The sequence below is a fragment of the Citrobacter sp. RHB35-C17 genome (genome assembly GCF_013816795.1).
In the GTDB taxonomy this organism is placed as follows: domain Bacteria; phylum Pseudomonadota; class Gammaproteobacteria; order Enterobacterales; family Enterobacteriaceae; genus Citrobacter_A; species Citrobacter_A amalonaticus.
This window is the reverse complement of sequence record NZ_CP057150.1, coordinates 1,026,307-1,050,193: the sequence shown is the minus strand read 5'-3', so window position 1 is coordinate 1,050,193 and position 23,887 is coordinate 1,026,307. Positions and strand designations below refer to the sequence as shown.

The 23,887-nt window shown below is 53.4% G+C and carries 18 protein-coding genes, 2 tRNA genes and 3 rRNA genes; 9 read left to right on the top strand and 14 right to left on the bottom strand.

Annotation, left to right across the window (positions count from 1 at the left end; all coding sequences use genetic code 11):
• Positions 1 to 72: 72 nt before the first annotated feature.
• The 6 genes from HVZ37_RS05000 to gmhB form a co-directional block, all read right to left on the bottom strand.
• Positions 73 to 149, bottom strand: a tRNA-Asp gene (locus HVZ37_RS05000).
• A gap of 54 nt (positions 150 to 203) precedes the next feature.
• Positions 204 to 319 (bottom strand): 5S ribosomal RNA (gene rrf / locus HVZ37_RS04995).
• A 200-nt stretch (positions 320 to 519) separates the two neighbouring features.
• Positions 520 to 3,425, bottom strand: a 23S ribosomal RNA gene (locus HVZ37_RS04990).
• A 196-nt stretch (positions 3,426 to 3,621) separates the two neighbouring features.
• Positions 3,622 to 3,697, bottom strand: a tRNA-Glu gene (locus HVZ37_RS04985).
• A gap of 86 nt (positions 3,698 to 3,783) precedes the next feature.
• A 16S ribosomal RNA gene (locus HVZ37_RS04980) occupies positions 3,784 to 5,325 on the bottom strand.
• Together the 16S, 23S and 5S rRNA genes with 2 tRNA genes alongside form the textbook arrangement of a ribosomal RNA operon.
• Positions 5,326 to 5,695: 370 nt before the next feature.
• Entirely contained in the window at positions 5,696 to 6,262 is a 567-nt protein-coding gene (gene gmhB, locus HVZ37_RS04975; RefSeq protein WP_042997843.1) for a D-glycero-beta-D-manno-heptose 1,7-bisphosphate 7-phosphatase, read from the bottom strand.
• Positions 6,263 to 6,451: 189 nt separating this feature from the next.
• Here gmhB and metN point away from each other — a divergent pair, with 189 nt between their 5' ends.
• From metN to HVZ37_RS04940, 7 genes are all read left to right on the top strand, one after another.
• Positions 6,452 to 7,483: a methionine ABC transporter ATP-binding protein MetN gene (gene metN, locus HVZ37_RS04970; protein ID WP_042997844.1), complete on the top strand. Its 1,032-nt coding sequence runs from the start codon at positions 6,452 to 6,454 to the stop codon at positions 7,481 to 7,483.
• A complete protein-coding gene (locus HVZ37_RS04965) occupies positions 7,476 to 8,129 on the top strand; it encodes a methionine ABC transporter permease MetI (RefSeq protein WP_042323638.1) in 654 nt (217 codons plus the stop codon). Before metN ends, HVZ37_RS04965 begins: the two co-directional genes overlap by 8 nt.
• 39 nt (positions 8,130 to 8,168) lie before the next feature.
• Entirely contained in the window at positions 8,169 to 8,984 is an 816-nt protein-coding gene (gene metQ, locus HVZ37_RS04960; RefSeq protein WP_042997845.1) for a methionine ABC transporter substrate-binding lipoprotein MetQ, read from the top strand.
• Positions 8,985 to 9,102: 118 nt separating this feature from the next.
• Entirely contained in the window at positions 9,103 to 9,507 is a 405-nt protein-coding gene (rcsF, locus tag HVZ37_RS04955) for an Rcs stress response system protein RcsF (protein WP_042323642.1), read from the top strand.
• The gene (gene tsaA / locus HVZ37_RS04950; RefSeq protein ID WP_181628159.1) at positions 9,504 to 10,211 is read left to right on the top strand and encodes a tRNA (N6-threonylcarbamoyladenosine(37)-N6)-methyltransferase TrmO; all 708 of its coding nucleotides are present in this window, start codon (positions 9,504 to 9,506) and stop codon (positions 10,209 to 10,211) included. The genes rcsF and tsaA overlap by 4 nt, the downstream gene beginning before the upstream one ends.
• A gap of 111 nt (positions 10,212 to 10,322) precedes the next feature.
• Entirely contained in the window at positions 10,323 to 12,041 is a 1,719-nt protein-coding gene (proS, locus tag HVZ37_RS04945) for a proline--tRNA ligase (protein ID WP_181628158.1), read from the top strand.
• 53 nt (positions 12,042 to 12,094) lie between these two features.
• Positions 12,095 to 12,919: a YaeF family permuted papain-like enzyme gene (locus tag HVZ37_RS04940; protein ID WP_125339474.1), complete on the top strand. Its 825-nt coding sequence runs from the start codon at positions 12,095 to 12,097 to the stop codon at positions 12,917 to 12,919.
• Positions 12,920 to 12,997: 78 nt separating this feature from the next.
• On the opposite strand, the gene nlpE is transcribed toward HVZ37_RS04940, so the two are convergent.
• From nlpE to HVZ37_RS04925, 3 genes are read right to left on the bottom strand one after another with little or no spacing between them, the layout of a single operon-like run.
• The gene (nlpE, locus tag HVZ37_RS04935) at positions 12,998 to 13,672 is read right to left on the bottom strand and encodes an envelope stress response activation lipoprotein NlpE (RefSeq protein ID WP_192926956.1); all 675 of its coding nucleotides are present in this window, start codon (positions 13,670 to 13,672) and stop codon (positions 12,998 to 13,000) included.
• A gap of 56 nt (positions 13,673 to 13,728) precedes the next feature.
• A complete protein-coding gene (arfB, locus tag HVZ37_RS04930; protein WP_181628157.1) occupies positions 13,729 to 14,148 on the bottom strand; it encodes an alternative ribosome rescue aminoacyl-tRNA hydrolase ArfB in 420 nt (139 codons plus the stop codon).
• Positions 14,145 to 14,690 carry a YaeQ family protein gene (locus HVZ37_RS04925; RefSeq protein ID WP_044327028.1) on the bottom strand — a complete coding sequence of 182 codons (546 nt, stop codon included), beginning with the start codon at positions 14,688 to 14,690 and terminating at the stop codon, positions 14,145 to 14,147. Before HVZ37_RS04925 ends, arfB begins: the two co-directional genes overlap by 4 nt.
• Before the next feature lie 187 nt (positions 14,691 to 14,877).
• Between HVZ37_RS04925 and HVZ37_RS04920 the strand changes: the two genes are divergently transcribed.
• Both HVZ37_RS04920 and rof read left to right on the top strand, forming a co-directional pair.
• Entirely contained in the window at positions 14,878 to 15,078 is a 201-nt protein-coding gene (locus HVZ37_RS04920; protein WP_042323658.1) for a YaeP family protein, read from the top strand.
• Entirely contained in the window at positions 15,065 to 15,325 is a 261-nt protein-coding gene (rof, locus tag HVZ37_RS04915; protein WP_042323659.1) for a Rho-binding antiterminator, read from the top strand. The genes HVZ37_RS04920 and rof overlap by 14 nt, the downstream gene beginning before the upstream one ends.
• Before the next feature lie 28 nt (positions 15,326 to 15,353).
• Here the strand turns inward: rof and tilS are convergent, their stop codons facing one another.
• From tilS to dnaE, 5 genes are all read right to left on the bottom strand, one after another.
• On the bottom strand, positions 15,354 to 16,661 hold the full coding sequence (gene tilS, locus HVZ37_RS04910; protein WP_181628156.1) for a tRNA lysidine(34) synthetase TilS: 1,308 nt from the start codon (positions 16,659 to 16,661) through the stop codon (positions 15,354 to 15,356).
• A 62-nt stretch (positions 16,662 to 16,723) separates the two neighbouring features.
• Positions 16,724 to 17,113 carry a VOC family protein gene (locus tag HVZ37_RS04905; RefSeq protein WP_181628460.1) on the bottom strand — a complete coding sequence of 130 codons (390 nt, stop codon included), beginning with the start codon at positions 17,111 to 17,113 and terminating at the stop codon, positions 16,724 to 16,726.
• 65 nt (positions 17,114 to 17,178) lie between these two features.
• Positions 17,179 to 19,317 (bottom strand): lysine decarboxylase LdcC, encoded by a 2,139-nt coding sequence (gene ldcC / locus HVZ37_RS04900; protein WP_181628155.1) that lies wholly within the window; start codon positions 19,315 to 19,317, stop codon positions 17,179 to 17,181.
• Positions 19,318 to 19,415: 98 nt separating this feature from the next.
• The gene (gene accA, locus HVZ37_RS04895; RefSeq protein ID WP_042997855.1) at positions 19,416 to 20,375 is read right to left on the bottom strand and encodes an acetyl-CoA carboxylase carboxyl transferase subunit alpha; all 960 of its coding nucleotides are present in this window, start codon (positions 20,373 to 20,375) and stop codon (positions 19,416 to 19,418) included.
• A 12-nt stretch (positions 20,376 to 20,387) separates the two neighbouring features.
• A complete protein-coding gene (gene dnaE / locus HVZ37_RS04890) occupies positions 20,388 to 23,870 on the bottom strand; it encodes a DNA polymerase III subunit alpha (RefSeq protein WP_042997856.1) in 3,483 nt (1,160 codons plus the stop codon).
• Between the last annotated feature and the right edge of the window lie 17 nt (positions 23,871 to 23,887).

Genomic DNA, 23,887 nt, shown 5'->3' with positions numbered 1-23,887 from the left:
TTGCGTTTTTAGCAACAATTAGATTTAAGGCAAAGAAAAAGCCCTGAGTGTTAACTCAGGGCTCTTAATAAGTGGCGGAACGGACGGGACTCGAACCCGCGACCCCCTGCGTGACAGGCAGGTATTCTAACCAACTGAACTACCGCTCCACCGAATTTTTCTACAACCACTGATTTTTACATCAGTTTACTGCTTAATTTGATGCCTGGCAGTTCCCTACTCTCGCATGGGGAGACCCCACACTACCATCGGCGCTACGGCGTTTCACTTCTGAGTTCGGCATGGGGTCAGGTGGGACCACCGCGCTACAGCCGCCAGGCAAATTCTTGGTGCTCTGTACGCAATATTTTATCGCATCAGCTGCGTTGGCTGCATTCGCCAACGTCAGTCACATACCTGTGTATGCTCCTTCCGTCGCTTCATTTGCCGCCTTGCCGCTGCGCAAACTATTGCGCACTACAATCCGGTATCAGTGCTGAAAATTTTCTCTCAATTCCGCCAAAACAGCTTCGGCGTTGTAAGGTTAAGCCTCACGGTTCATTAGTACCGGTTAGCTCAACGCATCGCTGCGCTTACACACCCGGCCTATCAACGTCGTCGTCTTCAACGTTCCTTCAGGACCCTTAAAGGGTCAGGGAGAACTCATCTCGGGGCAAGTTTCGTGCTTAGATGCTTTCAGCACTTATCTCTTCCGCATTTAGCTACCGGGCAGTGCCATTGGCATGACAACCCGAACACCAGTGATGCGTCCACTCCGGTCCTCTCGTACTAGGAGCAGCCCCCCTCAATTCTCCAGCGCCCACGGCAGATAGGGACCGAACTGTCTCACGACGTTCTAAACCCAGCTCGCGTACCACTTTAAATGGCGAACAGCCATACCCTTGGGACCTACTTCAGCCCCAGGATGTGATGAGCCGACATCGAGGTGCCAAACACCGCCGTCGATATGAACTCTTGGGCGGTATCAGCCTGTTATCCCCGGAGTACCTTTTATCCGTTGAGCGATGGCCCTTCCATTCAGAACCACCGGATCACTAAGACCTGCTTTCGCACCTGCTCGCGCCGTCACGCTCGCAGTCAAGCTAGCTTATGCCTTTGCACTAACCTCCTGATGTCCGACCAGGATTAGCTAACCTTCGTGCTCCTCCGTTACTCTTTAGGAGGAGACCGCCCCAGTCAAACTACCCACCAGACACTGTCCGCAACCCGGATTACGGGCCCACGTTAGAACACCAGCCATTAAAGGGTGGTATTTCAAGGATGGCTCCACACGAACTGGCGTCCGCGCTTCAAAGCCTCCCACCTATCCTACACATCAAGGACCAGTGTTCAGTGTCAAGCTATAGTAAAGGTTCACGGGGTCTTTCCGTCTTGCCGCGGGTACACTGCATCTTCACAGCGAGTTCAATTTCACTGAGTCTCGGGTGGAGACAGCCTGGCCATCATTACGCCATTCGTGCAGGTCGGAACTTACCCGACAAGGAATTTCGCTACCTTAGGACCGTTATAGTTACGGCCGCCGTTTACCGGGGCTTCGATCAAGAGCTTCTCCTTACGGATAACCCCATCAATTAACCTTCCGGCACCGGGCAGGCGTCACACCGTATACGTCCACTTTCGTGTTTGCACAGTGCTGTGTTTTTAATAAACAGTTGCAGCCAGCTGGTATCTTCGACTGATTTCAGCTCCACGAGTAAATCGCTTCACCTACATATCAGCGTGCCTTCTCCCGAAGTTACGGCACCATTTTGCCTAGTTCCTTCACCCGAGTTCTCTCAAGCGCCTTGGTATTCTCTACCTGACCACCTGTGTCGGTTTGGGGTACGATCTGATGTTACCTGATGCTTAGAGGCTTTTCCTGGAAGCAGGGCATTTGTCACTTCAGCACCGTAGTGCCTCGTCATCACGCCTCAGTGTTAAAGTGAACCGGATTTACCTGGAACACACACCTACACGCTTAAACCGGGACAACCGTCGCCCGGCCAACATAGCCTTCTCCGTCCCCCCTTCGCAGTAACACCTGGTACAGGAATATTAACCTGTTTCCCATCGACTACGCCTTTCGGCCTCGCCTTAGGGGTCGACTCACCCTGCCCCGATTAACGTTGGACAGGAACCCTTGGTCTTCCGGCGAGCGGGCTTTTCACCCGCTTTATCGTTACTTATGTCAGCATTCGCACTTCTGATACCTCCAGCATGCCTCACAGCACACCTTCACAGGCTTACAGAACGCTCCCCTACCCAACAACACTTAGTGTCGCTGCCGCAGCTTCGGTGCATGGTTTAGCCCCGTTACATCTTCCGCGCAGGCCGACTCGACCAGTGAGCTATTACGCTTTCTTTAAATGATGGCTGCTTCTAAGCCAACATCCTGGCTGTCTGAGCCTTCCCACATCGTTTCCCACTTAACCATGACTTTGGGACCTTAGCTGGCGGTCTGGGTTGTTTCCCTCTTCACGACGGACGTTAGCACCCGCCGTGTGTCTCCCGTGATAACATTCTCCGGTATTCGCAGTTTGCATCGGGTTGGTAAGCCGGGATGGCCCCCTAGCCGAAACAGTGCTCTACCCCCGGAGATGAATTCACGAGGCGCTACCTAAATAGCTTTCGGGGAGAACCAGCTATCTCCCGGTTTGATTGGCCTTTCACCCCCAGCCACAAGTCATCCGCTAATTTTTCAACATTAGTCGGTTCGGTCCTCCAGTTAGTGTTACCCAACCTTCAACCTGCCCATGGCTAGATCACCGGGTTTCGGGTCTATACCCTGCAACTTAACGCCCAGTTAAGACTCGGTTTCCCTTCGGCTCCCCTATTCGGTTAACCTTGCTACAGAATATAAGTCGCTGACCCATTATACAAAAGGTACGCAGTCACCCCATAAAGAGGCTCCCACTGCTTGTACGTACACGGTTTCAGGTTCTTTTTCACTCCCCTCGCCGGGGTTCTTTTCGCCTTTCCCTCACGGTACTGGTTCACTATCGGTCAGTCAGGAGTATTTAGCCTTGGAGGATGGTCCCCCCATATTCAGACAGGATACCACGTGTCCCGCCCTACTCATCGAGCTCACAGCACATGCAATTTTGTGTACGGGGCTGTCACCCTGTATCGCCGGCCTTTCCAGACCGTTCCACTACCACACATGCTGATTCAGGCTCTGGGCTGCTCCCCGTTCGCTCGCCGCTACTGGGGGAATCTCGGTTGATTTCTTTTCCTCGGGGTACTTAGATGTTTCAGTTCCCCCGGTTCGCCTCGTTAACCTATGGATTCAGTTAACGATAGTGCAACGAATTGCACTGGGTTTCCCCATTCGGACATCGCCGGCTATAACGGTTCATATCACCTTACCGACGCTTTTCGCAGATTAGCACGTCCTTCATCGCCTCTGACTGCCAGGGCATCCACCGTGTACGCTTAGTCGCTTAACCTCACAACCCGAAGATGTTTCTTTCGATTCATCATCGTGTTGCGAAAATTTGAGAGACTCGAACACACCATTAACGGTGTGTCGTTTCAATTTTCAGCTTGATCCAGATTTTTAAAGAGCAAATATCTCAAACATGACTCGCTGAGTCAGTTTTGAGATACAGGGGCCGGCGACTTTCACTCACACAAACCAGCAAGTGGCGTCCCCTAGGGGATTCGAACCCCTGTTACCGCCGTGAAAGGGCGGTGTCCTGGGCCTCTAGACGAAGGGGACACTGAAGTCTGCTTCGGCAAGACGCCTTGCTTTTTACTTTTCATCAGACAATCTGTGTGGGCACTACAAAGGCAGGTTCTTTAAGGTAAGGAGGTGATCCAACCGCAGGTTCCCCTACGGTTACCTTGTTACGACTTCACCCCAGTCATGAATCACAAAGTGGTAAGCGCCCTCCCGAAGGTTAAGCTACCTACTTCTTTTGCAACCCACTCCCATGGTGTGACGGGCGGTGTGTACAAGGCCCGGGAACGTATTCACCGTGGCATTCTGATCCACGATTACTAGCGATTCCGACTTCATGGAGTCGAGTTGCAGACTCCAATCCGGACTACGACATACTTTATGAGGTCCGCTTGCTCTCGCGAGGTCGCTTCTCTTTGTATATGCCATTGTAGCACGTGTGTAGCCCTGGTCGTAAGGGCCATGATGACTTGACGTCATCCCCACCTTCCTCCAGTTTATCACTGGCAGTCTCCTTTGAGTTCCCGGCCGGACCGCTGGCAACAAAGGATAAGGGTTGCGCTCGTTGCGGGACTTAACCCAACATTTCACAACACGAGCTGACGACAGCCATGCAGCACCTGTCTCACAGTTCCCGAAGGCACCAAGGCATCTCTGCCAAGTTCTGTGGATGTCAAGACCAGGTAAGGTTCTTCGCGTTGCATCGAATTAAACCACATGCTCCACCGCTTGTGCGGGCCCCCGTCAATTCATTTGAGTTTTAACCTTGCGGCCGTACTCCCCAGGCGGTCTATTTAACGCGTTAGCTCCGGAAGCCACGCCTCAAGGGCACAACCTCCAAATAGACATCGTTTACGGCGTGGACTACCAGGGTATCTAATCCTGTTTGCTCCCCACGCTTTCGCACCTGAGCGTCAGTCTTCGTCCAGGGGGCCGCCTTCGCCACCGGTATTCCTCCAGATCTCTACGCATTTCACCGCTACACCTGGAATTCTACCCCCCTCTACGAGACTCAAGCCTGCCAGTTTCGAATGCAGTTCCCAGGTTGAGCCCGGGGATTTCACATCCGACTTGACAGACCGCCTGCGTGCGCTTTACGCCCAGTAATTCCGATTAACGCTTGCACCCTCCGTATTACCGCGGCTGCTGGCACGGAGTTAGCCGGTGCTTCTTCTGCGGGTAACGTCAATGGCTAAGGTTATTAACCTTAACCCCTTCCTCCCCGCTGAAAGTACTTTACAACCCGAAGGCCTTCTTCATACACGCGGCATGGCTGCATCAGGCTTGCGCCCATTGTGCAATATTCCCCACTGCTGCCTCCCGTAGGAGTCTGGACCGTGTCTCAGTTCCAGTGTGGCTGGTCATCCTCTCAGACCAGCTAGGGATCGTCGCCTTGGTGAGCCGTTACCTCACCAACAAGCTAATCCCATCTGGGCACATCCGATGGCAAGAGGCCCGAAGGTCCCCCTCTTTGGTCTTGCGACATTATGCGGTATTAGCTACCGTTTCCAGTAGTTATCCCCCTCCATCGGGCAGTTTCCCAGACATTACTCACCCGTCCGCCACTCGTCAGCAAAGCAGCAAGCTGCTTCCTGTTACCGTTCGACTTGCATGTGTTAGGCCTGCCGCCAGCGTTCAATCTGAGCCATGATCAAACTCTTCAATTTAAGTTTGATGCTCTTAGAATTAAACGTCGTAATGAATTACGTGTTCACTCTTTGAGACTTGGTATTCATTTTTCGTCTTGCGACGTTAAGTATCCATGTCACTCTGAGTGCCCACACAGATTGTCTGATAAATTGTTAAAGAGCAGTTGCGACGCGCTTTAGCGCTCTGTCGCGAGGTGGCGTATATTACGCTTTCCTCTTTCAGAGTCAACCCTGATTTTCAGGATTTTTCTCTTCAACCGAACCGGCTGTTTGTGTGAAGTGATTCACATCCGCCGTGTCGATGGAGGCGCATTATAGGGAGTCGACTCAGGAAGACAAGCGGAAAAATGCAGTTTTATTTCAACCGCTCACCTTTTAACCACAATGCTTATTTTTGCTGCTTTTTTATCGCCGATGGCAGATCAGCAAGACTATTTAATACCCAATCTGCCGCATTTTCTGCTTCCGCAGTAATGGGCTTGCCGGTTCGCACTAACACTTTTGTCCCGACTCCTGCCGCAGCCGCAGCCTGCATATCTTCTAATTTGTCGCCCACCATATAAGACGCGGCCATATCAATGTGCAGGAAATCGCGGGCCGAGATCAGCATACCGGGATGCGGCTTACGACAATCACAAACCTGGCGATACTCTTCCACACTGCCTTGCGGGTGGTGTGGACAATAATAGATACCGTCGAGGTCGACATCGCGATCGGCCAGTGACCAGTCCATCCACTCTGTTAATGTTTCAAACTGCGCTTCGGTAAATTTGCCGCGCGCAATCCCTGACTGGTTGGTGACAACTACCAGCGCATAGCCCAGTGTTTTAAGCTCGCGCATAGCATCAATAACACCGTCGATAAATTCGAACTCGTCGATTTCGTGTACGTAGCCGTGATCAACATTAATTGTGCCGTCACGGTCGAGAAAAATAGCGGGTACGGACTTTGCCACCTTTTATAGCTCCTGAATAAGGCATGTGGCGCTAGTATCGCATGTTTCGGCAGGCAAGAAAGTGCTCATCGTAGAAACCCTGATTGATTTAGACGTCTGGATGCCTTAACATCCATTTTGTTGACGGCTTTTGACCGCATCAGACAGACGAAAATGCCACGGTAACTTCATTACGATAATAAATAATCAATGATTAAACTTTCGAATATCACCAAAGTGTTCCATCAGGGGACCCGCACTATTCAGGCGTTGAATAACGTTAGCCTGCATGTTCCTGCCGGACAAATTTATGGCGTTATCGGTGCCTCAGGCGCAGGTAAAAGTACGCTGATCCGCTGTGTAAACCTGCTGGAGCGCCCGACAGAAGGAAGCGTTCAGGTTGGCGGACAGGAACTGACGACGCTATCAGAATCTGAACTGACTAAGGCGCGTCGTCAGATTGGCATGATTTTCCAGCACTTCAACCTGCTGGCCTCCCGAACCGTTTTTGGTAACGTCGCGCTGCCGCTGGAACTCGATAACACCCCAAAAGAAGAAATTAAGCGCCGCGTGACGGAACTGCTCGATCTCGTTGGCTTGGGTGATAAGCACGACAGCTACCCTGCGAATCTGTCTGGTGGTCAGAAACAGCGTGTCGCTATCGCCCGTGCACTGGCAAGTCAGCCAAAAGTGTTGCTGTGCGATGAAGCGACCAGTGCGCTGGACCCAGCCACTACTCGCTCCATTCTTGAACTGCTGAAAGACATTAACCGTCGCCTTGGCCTGACCATTCTACTGATCACGCACGAAATGGACGTGGTGAAACGCATCTGCGACTGCGTAGCCGTCATCAGCAACGGTGAGCTGATTGAGCAAGATACCGTCAGCGAAGTGTTTTCCCACCCGAAAACGCCCCTGGCGCAGAAATTTATTCAGTCCACACTGCATCTGGATATTCCGGAAGATTATCTGGCACGCCTCAAAGCGGAATCGACGACCGACAGCGTCCCGATGTTGCGCATGGAATTCACCGGTCAGTCGGTGGATGCGCCGCTGCTTTCCGAAACAGCGCGCCGCTTTAACGTGAATAACAACATTATTAGCGCGCAGATGGATTACGCCGGCGGCGTGAAGTTCGGCATCATGCTGACTGAAATGCACGGCACACAAGAAGAAACGCAAGCCGCGATCGCCTGGCTGCAGGAACACCATGTAAAAGTAGAGGTACTGGGTTATGTCTGAGCCGATGATGTGGCTGCTGGTTCGTGGCGTCTGGGAAACGCTGGCGATGACCTTCGTATCCGGGTTCTTTGGTTTTGTGATTGGTCTTCCCGTTGGCGTGCTGCTGTACGTCACGCGTCCCGGGCAAATCATTGAGAACGCGAAGCTCTACCGCACACTGTCTGCGGTTGTGAACATCTTCCGTTCGATTCCGTTCATTATTCTGCTGGTATGGATGATTCCGTTCACTCGTGTGATTGTCGGGACATCAATCGGTTTGCAGGCTGCCATTGTCCCGCTCACCGTCGGCGCGGCACCGTTTATCGCCCGTATGGTGGAAAACGCCCTGCTGGAAATCCCGACCGGCCTGATTGAAGCGTCCCGCGCAATGGGCGCAACACCGCTGCAAATTGTACGTAAGGTGCTGCTGCCAGAAGCCCTGCCAGGGCTGGTAAACGCTGCGACAATTACGCTGATTACCCTGGTTGGTTATTCCGCCATGGGCGGTGCCGTGGGTGCCGGCGGTCTTGGACAGATCGGCTATCAGTACGGCTATATTGGATACAATGCTACTGTTATGAATACGGTACTGGTATTACTCGTTGTTCTGGTTTATTTAATTCAGTTCGCGGGCGATCGCATCGTCCGGACTGTGACGCACAAGTAACGTTCTACAAAACACAATTATCACATTAAGGAAATAAGCATGGCGTTCAAATTCAAAACCATTGCGGCAGTCGGCGCCCTGATTGGTTCTCTGGCACTCGTGGGTTGCGGTCAGGATGAAAAAGATCCAAACCACATCAAAGTCGGCGTGATTGTCGGTGCGGAACAGCAGGTAGCTGAAGTCGCACAAAAAGTTGCGAAAGAAAAATACGGTCTGGACGTCGAACTGGTGACCTTCAATGACTACGTTCTGCCGAACGAAGCGCTGAGCAAAGGCGATATCGATGCCAACGCCTTCCAGCACAAACCGTATCTGGATCAGCAGATCAAAGATCGCGGATACAAGCTGGTTGCCGCAGGCAATACCTTCGTTTATCCGATTGCGGGCTACTCTAAAAAAATCAAATCTCTGGATGAGCTTCAGGATGGCGCACAGGTAGCGGTTCCGAACGATCCAACCAACCTGGGCCGTTCTCTGCTGCTGCTGCAAAAAGTCGGTCTGATCAAACTTAAAGATGGCGTGGGTCTGCTGCCGACCTCACTGGATATCGTCGGGAACCCGAAAAATCTGAAAATTGTTGAACTGGAAGCCCCTCAGTTGCCGCGTTCTCTTGACGATGCGCAAATTGCTCTGGCGGTAATCAACACCACTTATGCCAGCCAGATCAACCTGACGCCGGCGAAAGACGGTATCTTCGTTGAAGATAAAGATTCCCCGTACGTCAACCTGATCGTGACCCGTGAAGATAACAAAGACGCGGAGAACGTGAAGAAATTCGTTCAGGCCTATCAGTCTGACGAAGTTTACGAAGCCGCCAATAAAGTCTTCAACGGTGGTGCTGTTAAGGGCTGGTAATTTTTAGGCGCTTTTCACAATCTGTAATATCATTCAGGACGGGCGTTTGCCCGTCTTGTCATTTATGCAAGCTCCTGATTCAATATGTGACAGTTAGATCATTCATTGAGGAAATATTATGCGTGCTTTACCGATCTGTTTATTGGCACTCATGCTGAGCGGCTGTTCCATGCTAAGCAGATCCCCTGTTGAACCCGTTCAAAGCACCGCAACCCCGCCAAAAGCGGAGCCGGAAAAACCGAAAGCGCCGCGCGCTGTTCCCGTCAGAATTTACACTAATGCTGAAGATCTGGTCGGCAAGCCGTTCCGCGATCTCGGTGAAGTGACCGGTGAATCCTGTCAGGCCTCTAACCAGGACTCTCCGCCGAACATCCCGACAGCACGTAAACGCATGCAGATTAATGCGTCAAAAATGAAAGCCAATGCCGTGTTACTGCATAGCTGTGAAGTCACCAGCGGGACGCCGGGTTGTTATCGTCAGGCTGTCTGCATTGGTTCTGCGCTCAACATCTCGGCTAAATGAGTCATTTTCAGTTTGAGCAAATCGGTGTCATTCGCTCGCCTTACAAAGAGAAGTTCGCCGTTCCCCGCCAGCCAGGGCTGGTAAAAAGCGTCAACGGCGAACTGCACCTGCTGTCTCCTTACAATCAGGCCGATGCGGTACGCGGTCTTGAAGCATTCAGCCACTTATGGGTGATCTTTGTTTTCCATCAGACGATGGAAGGGGGATGGCGCCCTACCGTGCGCCCGCCTCGTCTTGGCGGCAACGCGCGGATGGGCGTATTTGCTACGCGCTCAACATTTCGCCCCAATCCCGTCGGCATGTCGCTGGTTGAACTGAAAGGCGTTGTCTGTCAGAAAGATCAGGTCATTCTGCAACTGGGCAGTCTGGATCTGGTTGACGGTACGCCGGTCATCGATATCAAGCCTTACCTGCCGTTCGCGGAATCGCTACCGGATGCGACCGCCAGCTACGCGCAACAGGCACCGCAAGCCGAAATGTCGGTGAGTTTTACCGACGAGATTGAGCAACAGTTTCCCGCGCTGGAAAAACGTTATCCCCTGCTGAAGACGTTTATTCGTGATGTGCTGGCGCAGGATCCGCGTCCTGCCTATCGAAAAGGAGAAGAGACCGGTAAAAATTATGCTGTCTGGCTGCATGATTTCAACGTGCGCTGGCGCGTAACCGAGACGGGTTTTGAAGTCTTTGCGCTTGAACCCCGCTAATTTCACGCCCTTCTCTTTTGACATCCCTTTCTCGCTGGTAAACTGAGTTACTTTTTTTTGTGTCAGGCTCACTTTGAGCCTGTTCGATCGTTCAACTGGAACCGTAACAACATGCGTACTAGCCAATATCTGCTCTCCACTCTGAAGGAGACACCTGCCGACGCCGAGGTGATCAGCCACCAACTGATGCTACGCGCCGGGATGATCCGCAAGCTGGCCTCCGGGTTATACACCTGGCTGCCGACCGGCGTGCGCGTCCTGAAAAAAGTTGAGAACATCGTGCGTGAAGAGATGAACAACGCCGGTGCGATCGAGGTGTTAATGCCGGTGGTTCAGCCTTCTGAACTGTGGCAAGAGAGTGGTCGTTGGGAACAGTACGGTCCGGAACTGCTGCGTATTGCTGACCGTGGCGATCGTCCGTTCGTACTTGGCCCAACGCATGAAGAAGTGATCACCGATCTGATTCGTAACGAGCTCAGCTCTTACAAACAGCTGCCGCTGAACTTCTACCAGATTCAGACTAAATTCCGTGACGAAGTGCGTCCGCGTTTCGGCGTGATGCGCTCCCGTGAATTCCTGATGAAAGATGCGTACTCTTTCCATACTTCTCAGGAATCTCTGCAGGAAACCTACGACGCGATGTACGCGGCTTATAGCAAGATCTTCAGCCGCATGGGGCTGGATTTCCGCGCGGTACAGGCTGACACCGGTTCTATCGGCGGCAGCGCCTCGCACGAATTCCAGGTACTGGCACAGAGCGGCGAAGACGATGTGATCTTCTCTGATTCCTCTGACTACGCGGCCAACATTGAATTTGCGGAAGCCGTTGCGCCAAAAGCGCCGCGCGCCGCTGCAACGCAAGAAATGACGCTGGTTGATACGCCGAACGCAAAAACTATCGCCGAGCTGGTTGAACAGTTTAGTCTGCCAATCGAGAAAACCGTGAAAACCCTGCTGGTGAAAGCCGTGGAAGACAGCAAGTCTCCGCTGGTCGCACTGCTGGTTCGCGGCGATCACGAGCTGAACGAAGTCAAAGCGGAAAAACTGCCGCAGGTTGCCAGCCCGCTGACGTTTGCAACCGAAGAAGAGATCCGCGCGCTGGTGAATGCCGGTCCGGGTTCTTTGGGCCCGGTAAACATGCCAGTGCCGGTGATTATTGACCGTACCGTTGCCGCAATGAGTGATTTCGCGGCAGGCGCTAACGTGGATGGTAAGCATTACTTCGGCATTAACTGGGATCGCGATGTCGCAACCCCGGAAGTCGCTGATATCCGTAACGTCGTCGCCGGCGATCCAAGCCCGGATGGAAAAGGCACGTTGCTGATCAAACGCGGTATCGAAGTCGGTCATATCTTCCAGTTGGGCACCAAGTACTCGGAAGCAATGAAAGCCGCCGTCCAGGGTGAAGATGGCCGCAACCAGATCCTGACCATGGGTTGTTACGGTATCGGGGTCACACGCGTGGTAGCAGCGGCTATTGAGCAGAACTACGACGAGCGTGGGATAGTATGGCCTGACGCTATCGCGCCGTTCCAGGTGGTGATTCTGCCGATGAACATGCACAAGTCCTATCGTGTGCAGGAACTGGCGGAAAAACTGTATGCCGAACTGCGTGCGCAGGGCATCGAAGTGCTGATGGACGACCGTAAAGAGCGCCCAGGCGTGATGTTCGCCGATATGGAACTGATCGGTATTCCGCACACTATCGTGCTGGGCGACCGTAACCTCGACAACGACGATATTGAATACAAATACCGTCGCAATGGCGAGAAACAGTTGATAAAAACCGGCGACATCGTCAACTATCTGGTTAAACAGATTAAAGGCTGATGTCATAAGAGGCTCTGATTTTCAGGGCCTCTTTTTTACATGGATTGTATAAAATGGCTAAACTCACGGCGTATTACCGCCTGTTCCTCCCTTGCCTTCTTTTGATTTCGGCCTGCACCGTTGACGTCAGCCCACCGAATAAATCCGCCGCCGCCATTGATGCACAATCCAAAAAATGGGCGGTTACATTCCAGCGCCAGAGTTCATTCACGAATAAAGCACTCGTCGAAATTACCGATACCGACCTTAAGCCAGGCGATCTGTTGTTCTCCTCCAGCCTCGGGGTGACCTCATTAGGCATCCGCGCGTTCAGCAATGCTTCCGTAAGCCATGTTGCCGTCTATCTGGGCGATAATGAAGTCGCAGAAGCCACCGGTGCTGGGGTACAAATCGTGTCACTCAAACAGGCGATGAAACACAGTGATAAACTTTTTGCCCTGAGAGTCCCGGAGCTGACTCCGCAACAGGCCGCTGAGATCAAAACCTTCGCCTATAAAATCAAAGACAGCGGCTATAACTATCGCGGTATCGTAGAATTCATTCCGTTTATGGTGACTCGCCAGATGTGTTCGCTAAACCCCTTTTCTGCGGATTTCCGGCAACAGTGCGTCAGCGGGCTGGCGAAAGCGCAGTTGAGCGATCCCCGCGAGGGAGAAAAAACGGCGTGGTTTTGCTCCGAATTCGTCACTGATGCGTTTACCAAAGCGGGACATCCGCTAACCCTGGCGCAATCGGGCTGGATCAGCCCTGCTGACCTGATGCACATGCGGGAAGGCGACGTTGCCGCATTTAAGCCAGAAACGCAGCTACGCTATGTCGGTCATTTGAAGTTAGGGATTTATATCAAGACGGGACGTTTTGTAGGACTGACGCGTTAAGCGCGATACACAATAGCAAAACTGCGGGTAAGACGATAACTGTCCAGTCACCCGGACAGCTATCATTGAGTCCATCACTCAGTCGGTGCAGCTCTTACCCGGAATAAATTTAATCTCTTTATCGGCCATCAGCGTTTTCACCGGCTCATGGGTATCCGGATTCGCCTCCAGCGTGAAGTGCCCTTCGACGGACAACAGCACCGGTTTCTCACTGGTGCCACGCGCCGCAAGATAACCGCGTTCCAGTTCTGCGTTACTGGCAACAGAAACCTGCTTTCCGGTTGCGCAGTCGGTAAAGGTCGCGGCATCCGCCATATAGAAATACATGCCACGCATCGCCATTGGCGTTACCGGCAAACTGGATTTCACCGGTTCAAGCGTATAGTTAAATTGTGATTCAACCGGATTGCCTTCCCGATCCAGCATCTCCAGCGCTTCGCCTTTCGCGCGATAATAAGACTTCTCACCCTGACTGTCGGTCAGCACCAGTTTATCGGCCGTGCGCGCCCAGGTGCCGTAGGAAGCAAAAGAAGACGGCTCTTCACGCACGCCCTGATAGCGTTCGTTCATTACCCATGTGCCATCTTTCTCCAGAAACAGTGAGGTCTCAATACCCTCGCAGTCGGCACAAGGCAGAATGCCCCGCCAGCTTTGCTGCATCGGTTTTAATTCTGCAACCTGAGTCGGCTGGATAACATCAACCTCTGAACGGTTGTTACAGCCAATCAATGCGAAGAGCGTAAATGCCGCCATCGCTGAAAGTAGTGTTTTTTTCACCCTGACTCCCTATCACATTTTATTCCTGCCCGTCAGTCATCACGACGGACTTTACCGCGAAGGGCTTTTACTGAGGATTTCTGCGCCTTCGAGTTTAATCTTCGCTCTTTCGATGCCCGCGTCGGTCGGGTTGCGCGTCGGCTTTTTTGTACTGCGGTGAGCTCTTTTATAACCGCTACCAGTCTGGCAAGCGCCGCTTCCCGGTTGAGTTCCTGGTTGCGGTACTCCTGCGCCTTAATAATCATCACGCCATCAGCGGTAATCAGATGATGGCTGGCAGCCAGCAGACGTTCCTTATAATACTCTGGCAGGCTGGAGGCCCGAATGTCAAAACGCAAATGTATCGCCGTTGAGGTCTTATTGACGTTCTGTCCTCCTGCGCCCTGGGCGCGAATGGCGGTGATCTCCAGCTCATCGTCGGGGATCGAGACAGTCCGCGAAATGACGATCATACCGGTTGTTGCCAAGGCGTCAGATGAATTTCCAGATTATTCTGAGAATCAGACAGCCAGATCGCCCCGTCCTGAATTGTCGCCTGTAGCGTCATGGTACGGCTCGCAAAGGCGCTAAGCTGGGCCAGTTGTTCATCATCCAGATACCAGACAGTGAGATTCGAAAACTGCGCGCATTTGCTTTGATTCTGCTGCCACCAGATCTGCGCCGCCCGGCTATTGTAGGCAAACAGCGCCACATCAGCAGCCTGAGAACACGCTTTCTTAATACGGCGCTCATCCGGTAGCCCCAGTTCAACCCACAAGTCGATACCCAGATGATCGTTACGCAACCACGCTTCCGGTTCATCCTCTGCGCTTAAACCACGCGTAAACTGGAGACGCTCATCCGCATACTTAATCCACGCCAGCAGACGCAACATCATTCGTTCCTGGGTTTCAGAGGGGTGACGCGCCAGCGTCAACGCCGCATCAAGAAACTGGTTGCGGTCAAGGTCAGCCACGTTGACGACGGCTTTATAAATTGTCGCTTTAAGCGCCATGGAAAAACTCCTTTCGAATCAGGCAGCCATTGTAGCGAAAAAGGAGCCAAAAGGCTGTCCGGGGATCATCAATCAGGCGCTGATATTGCGTGAATGGCTGTGGTATAGTCACCTTGCTAAACAGAGTTTATCTTCGTAGGCTTAGACTTGCATCCACGGTTAAGTCAGAATGCTGACAGGAGGGCATGTGGAAAAATATTGTGAGTTAATACGCAAGCGGTATGCGGAAATCGCCAGCGGAGACTTAGGGTATATCCCGGATGCGCTGGGTTGCGTATTGAAGGTGCTTAATGAAATAGCGGCAGACAGTGCCCTTTCAGAGTCGGTCAGGGAAAAGGCGGCGTATGCTGCGGCGAACTTACTGGTGAGCGATTATGTCAATGAATGATACATACCAACCCATCAACTGTGATGACTACGACAACCTTGAGCTCGCCTGCCAGCATCATTTATTACTGACGCTGGAACTGAAAGATGGTGAAGTTTTGCAAGCGAAAGCCAACGATTTGGTTTCACGGAAAAACGTGGAATACCTAATCACCGAGGTTGCGGGTGAAACGCGCGAGCTTCGTCTCGATAAAATTGTCAGCTTCAGCCATCCGGAAATCGGTACCGTGGTGGTTAGCGAATCCTGAACCCATATTGCCTGGTGGCGCTGCGCCATCAGGCATTTCCACCGATTTGATCCCACACCAGTCTCACCCCCGACTCCTCACCCGCCGCGCCGTCACGCGTGACAAATACGCCTGCAGCCGCAATCAGCGTTTCGCCGTAAAACAGCAATGGCGTGGTATCTCGTCGCCAGGAAGGTACATTCAACTCCTGCCAGATTTTCTTGAGCTTGCGGCCACCGCTACGGCCAACGATATGCAGCATTCCCGGCGCTTTAAAACGGATACTGACACGCTCATCCTCATGAGGCGCGCGTAATTCGTCCCCCACCAGTAACCGCAGATGGCCCAGCCCGGCAGGCAACGTGAGCGGTAACTGCCAGCGAGGCCAGGGCAGTATTGTCTCACTTTGTTCGACAACAGATTTAATCCACCACAGCTGTCCCTGAAAGCGCCGCACCTCGTACTCGCCGAAACGCAGGCACGGTGACGCATCTTCACGCGCCAGCGCCACCTCCTGCCAGAGACGTTCCAGTCCATCGCGTGAAGGCATCGGCGCATTTTTCGCCGCCAGCCAGCGGCGAAGTAGCGCAGCGCGCCGGACACGGGTCATCGCCATGAGCGGCGTTAACTCCAGCGTGCCGTTATCTGTGGTGCAAGAAGACAGTTCATCGGCAAGCAGTTCATCCAGCAGACTCTCTTGTTCAGCACACAGCGCTGCGCTGCGTGCCGTGGCGTCAGCGAAATGCGGCCAGCGCTGTTGCAGAAGCGGCAGAACCTGCAAACGCAGGAAGTTGCGATCGTAGGCGTCATCCTGATTGCTTTCATCTTCAATCCAGCGAAGCTGATGCTGCATTGCCCATTGCTCCAGTGCCGCACGGGGTTGTGTCAATAACGGACGAATGAGTAACGTGCCCGCAAACTCAGCACTCTCCGCCATTGCAGACAGCCCAGCCGGTCCGCTGCCGCGTTTGAGCGCCAGCAAAAAGGTTTCACACTGATCGTCAAGATGCTGGGCAGTCACCAACACCTCACCGGGCAATAGCGCATCGGCAAATGCCTGATACCGCGCCTGCCGGGCCTGCGCTTCGATTCCCAGCCCGGCGTCCACCAGCGTGACCCGCTCCACCACCAGCGGAACCTGCCATTGCGCGCAGACGGCTTCACAGTGTGCCACCCACTCATCGGCGTGAGCGCTAAGTCCATGATGGATGTGCATGGCGCGAAGCGAGAGGGTCGGTTGTTGCATCCGCCATTGCACCAGTTGGTGTAAAAGCACGGTAGAGTCCAGACCGCCGCTAAAGGCGACTAGTATCTGTCGGGAAGTGATAAGCGAGGTGTTCAGCGTGAGTGTTGTCATAGCGGTTATTTACAGTGACGATTGCCCGGCACGTTACCGGGCAATCGTCACAATAACAAGCCTTACTGCTCATACAATTCGAGCGGCAGGCCATCCGGGTCTTTAAAAAAGGTGAAGCGCTTGTTGGTGAAGGGATCAATGCGGATGGCTTCACAATTTACGTGATTCGCTTCCAGATGCGCTACCGCATTATCCAGGTTATCCACGCTGAACGCCAGATGGCGCAAGCCACAGGCTTCCGGATGCCCTGGACGCGCCGGCGGGAAAGGAAATGAAAAAAGCTCAATCACATATTGTCCATTCAGCGCCAGATCGCCCTTCCACGAGTCTCGTTCTGCGCGATAGGCCTCGCTCAGCAGCGTAAACCCCAAAATATCGCAATAGAAGGACTTACTCGCGGCATAGTCTGTCGCAATAATCGCAATATGGTGAACCCGTTTTAATCCCAGCATAGTGTCTTCATCTCCGTTATTTATCATCAGCACGTTACCCGCCCGGGAGCGCTGAAGGCAAGTCGTCATGCCGTTTTTAAGACTCGTACGAGGTATACGCCGTCGTCATCCTGTTTCGCCCCGTGAATATCCGTTTCAAAGCCCGGATAACGCTGACCAACAGAACAGAGCATCAGCAGAAAATCGAGTACGGCGCGACTCTGCTCGGTGAGCATTTCTCCCGGCATCAGCAGCGGAACGCCGGGAGGGTATGGCAGGATCATATTCGCCGACACGCGTCCCACCAGTTGATCGAGGGGGACCGTTTCGACTTCGCCTTTGATCTGTCGCTGCCAGGCCTGATGCGGCGTCATGATCATTTCCGGCAATGTATCAAACGCACGCAGCATCAGACCGGAAAGATCGTGTTGGCGGATGAGCTTGTGGATCCCTTGCGCCAGATCCTGAATACGCATGTTGCGATAAAAATCAGGATCTTCTGCATACAGATCCGGCAGCATATTCTTCACGCGCAAATTGAGATCGTAAGAGCGTTTAAATTCGGTCAGTCCACGCAACAGCCCCATTGCCCGGGTTTTATCGATACCAATACTGAAGAGAAACAGCAGATTGTACGGCCCGGTTTTCTCCACCACCACGCCGCGCTCATCAAGGAATTTCGCCACCAGCGCGGCGGGGATCCCCTCGTCACTCATCTCCCCTTGCTCGTTCATACCGGGCGTCAGGATCGTGACTTTTACCGGATCGAGGAACATATGGTCATCGTCGGCATCGGTAAATCCGTGCCAGTCTTCACCGGGTGCCACCGGCCAGCACGCGGCTTCATCAACCTCTTCCGGCTGCCAGATATCAAAGAACCAACCGTCAGACTCTTCACGTAGCCGCTGCACTTCTTTGCGAAAATGTAACGCGCGCTCCACAGAGCGATTGATTAATCGCTTACCGGAATTTCCCCGCAGCATCGCTGCCGCCGTCTCGATGGAGGCGACAATCGGATAACTCGGTGAGGTCGAGGTGTGCATCATAAACGCTTCGTTGAAGGTTTCTTCGTCATAGTCTCCTTTAATATGGATCAGCGACGCCTGCGATAGCGCCGCCAGCATTTTGTGGGTGGATTGCGTTTCGAAAATCACCTTGCCCTGCACCCGTTCACCGCTCATCCCGCTTTTCCCCTGATAAATGGGATGAAAGTGGGTATAGGGCACCCAGGCAGAATCGAAGTGGATAGAAGGGACATCCAGCGTCTGTTTGATCCAGTTAGTGTTATACAGCAGGCCGTCATAGGTCGAGTTAGTGATCACGGCATGAACTGGCCACTGCGCCTGCGCCGTGGTGGCAACTTTGTTCGCAATACTCTCGCGCGTGAACTCACGCTTCGGAATGCCGCCCAGAATACCGAGCGCATTACGCGTTGGTTTCAGCCAAATCGGGACGACGTCGCTCATCATTAACAAATGCGCGAGCGACTTATGGCAGTTACGGTCAATCAACAGCGTACTGCCGGTTGGCGCGGCATACATCCCCACAATTTTGTTTGAGGTGGAGGTGCCGTTAGTCACCATATAACTCTGCTCTGCGCCGAACGTTCGGGCGATATACTCTTCGGCCTCCAGATGTGGCCCGGTGTGATCGAGTAACGAACCCAGTTCAGTGACTGATATCGACACATCCGCTTTCAGGGTATTGCCACCGAAAAAGTCATAGAACAGGCAGCCAACTGGACTTTTTTGATAGGCCGTTCCGGCCATGTGACCCGGCGTGCAGAAGGTGTATTTTCCCTCTTTCACATAGGTGAACAGCGCTCTGGTAAAAGGCGGCGTGATATTGTAGAGGTACTCGTTGGTGTACTGGCGAATGCGCGTCGCGATATCTTCCGCCTGCCCGAGCGCATACTCGAAAAACCATAGCGCCATGCGCATGTCGTGAACGCTGACATCCATCGTCGAATGCGTGTTGATAAACGCATACAGCGGTAAATACTCATTGAGCTGGTTAATCTCACTGCACAAATCGAGACTGTACTCATCCCAGTCAAAAATCACCCCACAAATGCGCGGGTTGTGTTCGATAAATTTCAGTAGGTCGACGCTGTTTTGCGGCCAGATAATCTGAAATCCCTGTGATTGCAGCGCACGCTCAAGCTCGTTAATGGGCTCGTCTTTATAAAAAACCCCGTGCGGCCCCATAATGGCGATGATATTCATGCGTTCCTCCTGGAAAAACCTTAGCTAATCATAGCCTGTTCAAACCGCAGGTAAAAAAAAGGGCCACAAATTGTGGCCCTTTTCGGAATGGTCAACGCTTAGGCGTAGCCGTAGCTCATCAGACGCTGATAGCGACGGTTCTTCAAATCTTCTGTGCTCAATACATCGAGATCCGCGAGGTCAGCCAGCAGCTGCGCTTTCAGCGAAGCCGCCATCGCTTCCGGATTGCGATGCGCGCCGCCCAGCGGTTCCGGGATGATGGAATCAATCAGCTTCAGCTCTTTCAGACGCGGCGCAATGATCCCCATCGCTTCTGCGGCCAGCGGCGCTTTGTCTGCACTTTTCCACAGAATGGAAGCACAGCCTTCCGGAGAGATAACGGAATAGGTGCTGTATTGCAGCATATTCACTTTATCGCCCACGCCGATCGCCAGCGCGCCACCGGAACCGCCCTCGCCGATCACGGTGCAGATAACCGGCACGCTCAGACGTGACATTTCACGCAGGTTACGGGCGATAGCTTCGGACTGACCGCGCTCTTCGGCACCCACGCCTGGGTAAGCCCCCGGAGTGTCGATAAAGGTAATGATCGGCATGTTGAAACGCTCGGCCATTTCCATCAGACGCAGCGCTTTACGATAGCCTTCCGGCGCCGGCATCCCGAAGTTACGACGGATTTTCTCTTTGGTCTCGCGGCCTTTCTGATGACCAATGATCATCACCGGACGACCGTCCAGACGCGCAATGCCGCCGACGATAGCTTTATCGTCCGCATAAGCGCGATCGCCCGCCAGTTCGTCAAATTCATCAAACGCCAGGCGAACATAATCCAGGGTGTAAGGACGCTGCGGATGGCGTGCCAGTTGGGCAACCTGCCATGCGCCAAGATCGGCGAAGATTTTACGCGTCAGTTCTACGCTTTTTTCACGCAGACGATGCACTTCTTCATCGATGTTAATATCCAGTTTCTCGTCCTGACGGCTCACCGCAGTCAGAGAATCGATTTTTGCTTCCAGCTCTGCAATCGGCTGTTCAAAATCAAGGAAATTCAGACTCATAGTATTCCTGTATTAGTCAAACTCCAGTTCCACCTGCTCCGAACCAATGAGGCCACGGAGATCGTTAAGCAAACGATCGCTCGGAGAGACACGCCACGTCGCGCCAAAACGCAACCGCGCACGTGCATCCGCCCTCTGATAGTAGAGATGTACTGGAATTGTCCCCGAGCGGTGGGGTTCCAGAGACTGACGGAGTCGGTTTAAAAGCTGGTCATCAATTTGCCTGTCCGTCAGCGAGATAGCAAGCCCGCGAGCATATTTTTCCCGGGCTTCGTCAATATCCATCACTTCGCGGGCGGTCATTTTAAGCCCCCCGCTGAAGTCATCAAAGCTGACCTGTCCGCTGACGATAAGTATGCGGTCTTTTTCCAGCAATTGCTGGTATTTATCCAGGGCGTCGGTAAATAACATCACCTCCAGACGTCCGGAACGGTCATCCAGCGTACAGATGCCGATACGATTGCCGCGCTTGGTGACCATAACCCTTGCGGCAATGACGAGCCCCGCAGCCGTGGTCACTTTACCACGTTCTGTCGGATGCATGTCTTTCAGCCGGTAGCCTCCGACATAGCGCTCAATTTCTTTCAAATACTGGTTGATCGGGTGACCCGTCAGGTACAACCCCAACGTTTCGCGTTCCCCATCTAACACCACCTGCTCTGGCCACGGCTGGCAGCTGGCGTAGGATTGTTCAATTTGCTCCGGCTCTTCCGCCAGCACGCCGAACATATCTGCCTGACCAATCGCTTCTGCTTTCGCGTGCTGATCGGCGGCTTTCAGCGCATCGCCCAGCGAATTCATCAGTGCAGCACGATGCGGCCCCAGCCTGTCAAATGCCCCGGACATGATCAATTTTTCCAGCACCCGCCGGTTGAGCTTTTTGGTATCGGTGCGCGCGCAAAGATCAAACAGCTCACGGAAATAGCCGCCGTTGTTACGCGCCTCAATGATCGCCTCGATCGGGCCTTCACCCACGCCTTTGATCGCGCCGATACCGTAGACAATCTCGCCATCGTCGTTGACGTGGAAGTGGTACAGCCCGGAGTTGATATCCGGCGGCAGGATTTTCAGCCCCATGCGCCAGCATTCATCCACCAGCCCCACCACCTTCTCGGTGTTGTCCATATCGGCAGTCATTACCGCCGCCATAAACTCAGCAGGATAGTGCGCTTTCAGCCACAGCGTCTGGTAAGAGACCAGCGCGTAGGCAGCAGAGTGCGATTTGTTAAACCCGTAACCGGCGAATTTCTCCACCAGGTCGAAGATTTTCATCGCCAGTTCGCCGTCAATACCGTTTTTCTTCGCGCCGTCTTCAAAGATGGAGCGCTGTTTGGCCATCTCTTCCGGCTTTTTCTTACCCATCGCACGACGCAGCATATCCGCACCGCCAAGAGTATAGCCAGAAAGCACCTGGGCAATCTGCATGACCTGTTCCTGATACAGGATGATGCCGTAGGTTGGCTCCAGTACTGGTTTCAGGCTTTCGTGTTGCCACTGCACATCCGGATAGGAGATCTCTTCGCGCCCGTGCTTACGATCGATGAAGTTATCTACCATCCCGGACTGCAACGGCCCCGGACGGAACAGGGCCACCAGGGCTATCATATCTTCGAAGCAGTCAGGCTGTAGACGCTTAATCAGGTCTTTCATGCCGCGGGATTCAAGCTGGAAGACCGCCGTGGTTTCCGAGCGTTGCAGCATATCGAAGCTTTTCTTATCGTCCAGCGGGATAGCGGCAATATCCAGCGGCGGCTCACCGTTCTTTTCACGGCGGGCGTTAATCATCTCCAGCGCCCAGTTAATGATAGTGAGTGTACGCAAGCCAAGGAAGTCGAACTTCACGAGGCCGGCATATTCCACGTCGTTTTTATCAAACTGGGTAACCGGATGCAGCCCCTGTTCATCACAGTACAGCGGCGCAAAATCGGTGATTTTCGTCGGGGCGATAACCACACCACCGGCGTGTTTACCGGCGTTTCGGGTCACGCCTTCCAGCTTACGCGCCATGTCGATCAGCGCTTTAACCTCTTCATCTGCCTCGTAGATTTCTGGCAGTTGCGGTTCAGCCTCGAAGGCTTTCGCCAGCGTCATCCCCGGATCGGGGGGCACCAGTTTCGAAATACGATCGACAAAGCCGTACGGGTGGCCCAGTACGCGACCCACGTCGCGGATCACCGCTTTCGCCGCCATCGTACCGAAGGTAATAATCTGCGATACCGCATCACGGCCGTACATGTCGGCCACGTGTTCAATCACCTGGTCGCGTTTCTCCATACAGAAGTCAACGTCGAAGTCAGGCATCGAGACACGTTCCGGGTTAAGGAAACGTTCGAACAGCAGGTCAAATTCCAGCGGGTCGAGGTCGGTAATTTTCAGCGCGTAAGCCACCAGCGAGCCCGCACCGGAACCACGGCCTGGCCCTACCGGCACGCCGTTATCTTTCGACCACTGGATAAATTCCATCACGATGAGGAAGTAACCCGGGAACCCCATCTGGTTGATCACCTGCAGTTCAATATCCAGACGTTCATCGTAAGGCGGCCGCTTTTCTTTTCGCACGGCTTCATCCGGGAACAAGAAGGCCAGACGCTCTTCCAGCCCTTCTTTCGATTTCTGGACCAGGAAATCTTCCGTGGTCATATCGCCGGTCGGGAACTGCGGCAGGAAATACTCACCAAGACGTACCGTTACGTTACAGCGTTTGGCAATTTCAACGGTGTTTTCCAACGCTTCCGGAATATCAGAGAAGAGTTCGCACATCTCCTCTTCCGAGCGCATATATTGCTGCGGCGAGTAATTACGCGGACGTTTGGGATCGTCGAGGGTGAAACCATCGTGGATAGCAACGCGAATTTCATGCGCGTCAAAGTCATCACTGTTGATAAAGCGCACGTCGTTGGTGGCGACCACCGGCAAACTGCGCGCTTCCGCCAGCGCAACGGCAGCATGAAGATAGTTCTCTTCATCGGGACGACCAGTGCGGATAAGCTCAAGGAAGTAACGATCCGGGAAGTGTTCTTCATAGAACGCGACACACTCATCAACCAGCGCGCCGTTACCGCGAAGCAGACTGCGCCCGACGTCACCCATGCGCCCGCCGGAAAGCAGGATCAACCCTTCTTTCAGTTCGATCAGCCAGTCACGGTCTATGATCGGTCCCGCCGCGCCATAGCCGCGCTGATAAGCTTTGGATATCAGCAGGGTAAGATTTTGGTACCCGGTGTTATTGGCAGCAAGCACGGTCAGATGCGTCAGTTCATCACCCATCAGCTCGCTCTGAACATGGAAATCGGCACCAACAATGGGTTTAATCCCTGCGCCATGACCCGCTCCGTAGAACTTCACCAGACCACAGAGGTTAGTAAAATCGGTGATCGCCAGCGCAGGCATGCCCAACGCGGCCGCCTTTTTCACCAGCGGCCCGGTTTTTGCCAGCCCATCGATCATGGAGTAGTCGCTGTGCACCCGCAGGTGGACGAAACGAGGTTCAGACATCTTCAGATTCCTTCGAC

What these genes read in the sequence shown, in the direction of transcription:
- metN (WP_042997844.1), top strand. Translation starts at nt 6,452, where the DNA reads ATGATTAAACTTTCGAATATCACCAAAGTGTTCCATCAGGGGACCCGC.
- HVZ37_RS04965 (WP_042323638.1), top strand. Translation starts at nt 7,476, where the DNA reads ATGTCTGAGCCGATGATGTGGCTGCTGGTTCGTGGCGTCTGGGAAACG.
- metQ (WP_042997845.1), top strand. Translation starts at nt 8,169, where the DNA reads ATGGCGTTCAAATTCAAAACCATTGCGGCAGTCGGCGCCCTGATTGGT.
- rcsF (WP_042323642.1), top strand. Translation starts at nt 9,103, where the DNA reads ATGCGTGCTTTACCGATCTGTTTATTGGCACTCATGCTGAGCGGCTGT.
- tsaA (WP_181628159.1), top strand. Translation starts at nt 9,504, where the DNA reads ATGAGTCATTTTCAGTTTGAGCAAATCGGTGTCATTCGCTCGCCTTAC.
- proS (WP_181628158.1), top strand. Translation starts at nt 10,323, where the DNA reads ATGCGTACTAGCCAATATCTGCTCTCCACTCTGAAGGAGACACCTGCC.
- HVZ37_RS04940 (WP_125339474.1), top strand. Translation starts at nt 12,095, where the DNA reads ATGGCTAAACTCACGGCGTATTACCGCCTGTTCCTCCCTTGCCTTCTT.
- nlpE (WP_192926956.1), bottom strand. Translation starts at nt 13,672, where the DNA reads ATGGCGGCATTTACGCTCTTCGCATTGATTGGCTGTAACAACCGTTCA.
- arfB (WP_181628157.1), bottom strand. Translation starts at nt 14,148, where the DNA reads ATGATCGTCATTTCGCGGACTGTCTCGATCCCCGACGATGAGCTGGAG.
- HVZ37_RS04925 (WP_044327028.1), bottom strand. Translation starts at nt 14,690, where the DNA reads ATGGCGCTTAAAGCGACAATTTATAAAGCCGTCGTCAACGTGGCTGAC.
- rof (WP_042323659.1), top strand. Translation starts at nt 15,065, where the DNA reads ATGTCAATGAATGATACATACCAACCCATCAACTGTGATGACTACGAC.
- tilS (WP_181628156.1), bottom strand. Translation starts at nt 16,661, where the DNA reads ATGACAACACTCACGCTGAACACCTCGCTTATCACTTCCCGACAGATA.
- HVZ37_RS04905 (WP_181628460.1), bottom strand. Translation starts at nt 17,113, where the DNA reads ATGCTGGGATTAAAACGGGTTCACCATATTGCGATTATTGCGACAGAC.
- ldcC (WP_181628155.1), bottom strand. Translation starts at nt 19,317, where the DNA reads ATGAATATCATCGCCATTATGGGGCCGCACGGGGTTTTTTATAAAGAC.
- accA (WP_042997855.1), bottom strand. Translation starts at nt 20,375, where the DNA reads ATGAGTCTGAATTTCCTTGATTTTGAACAGCCGATTGCAGAGCTGGAA.
- dnaE (WP_042997856.1), bottom strand. Translation starts at nt 23,870, where the DNA reads ATGTCTGAACCTCGTTTCGTCCACCTGCGGGTGCACAGCGACTACTCC.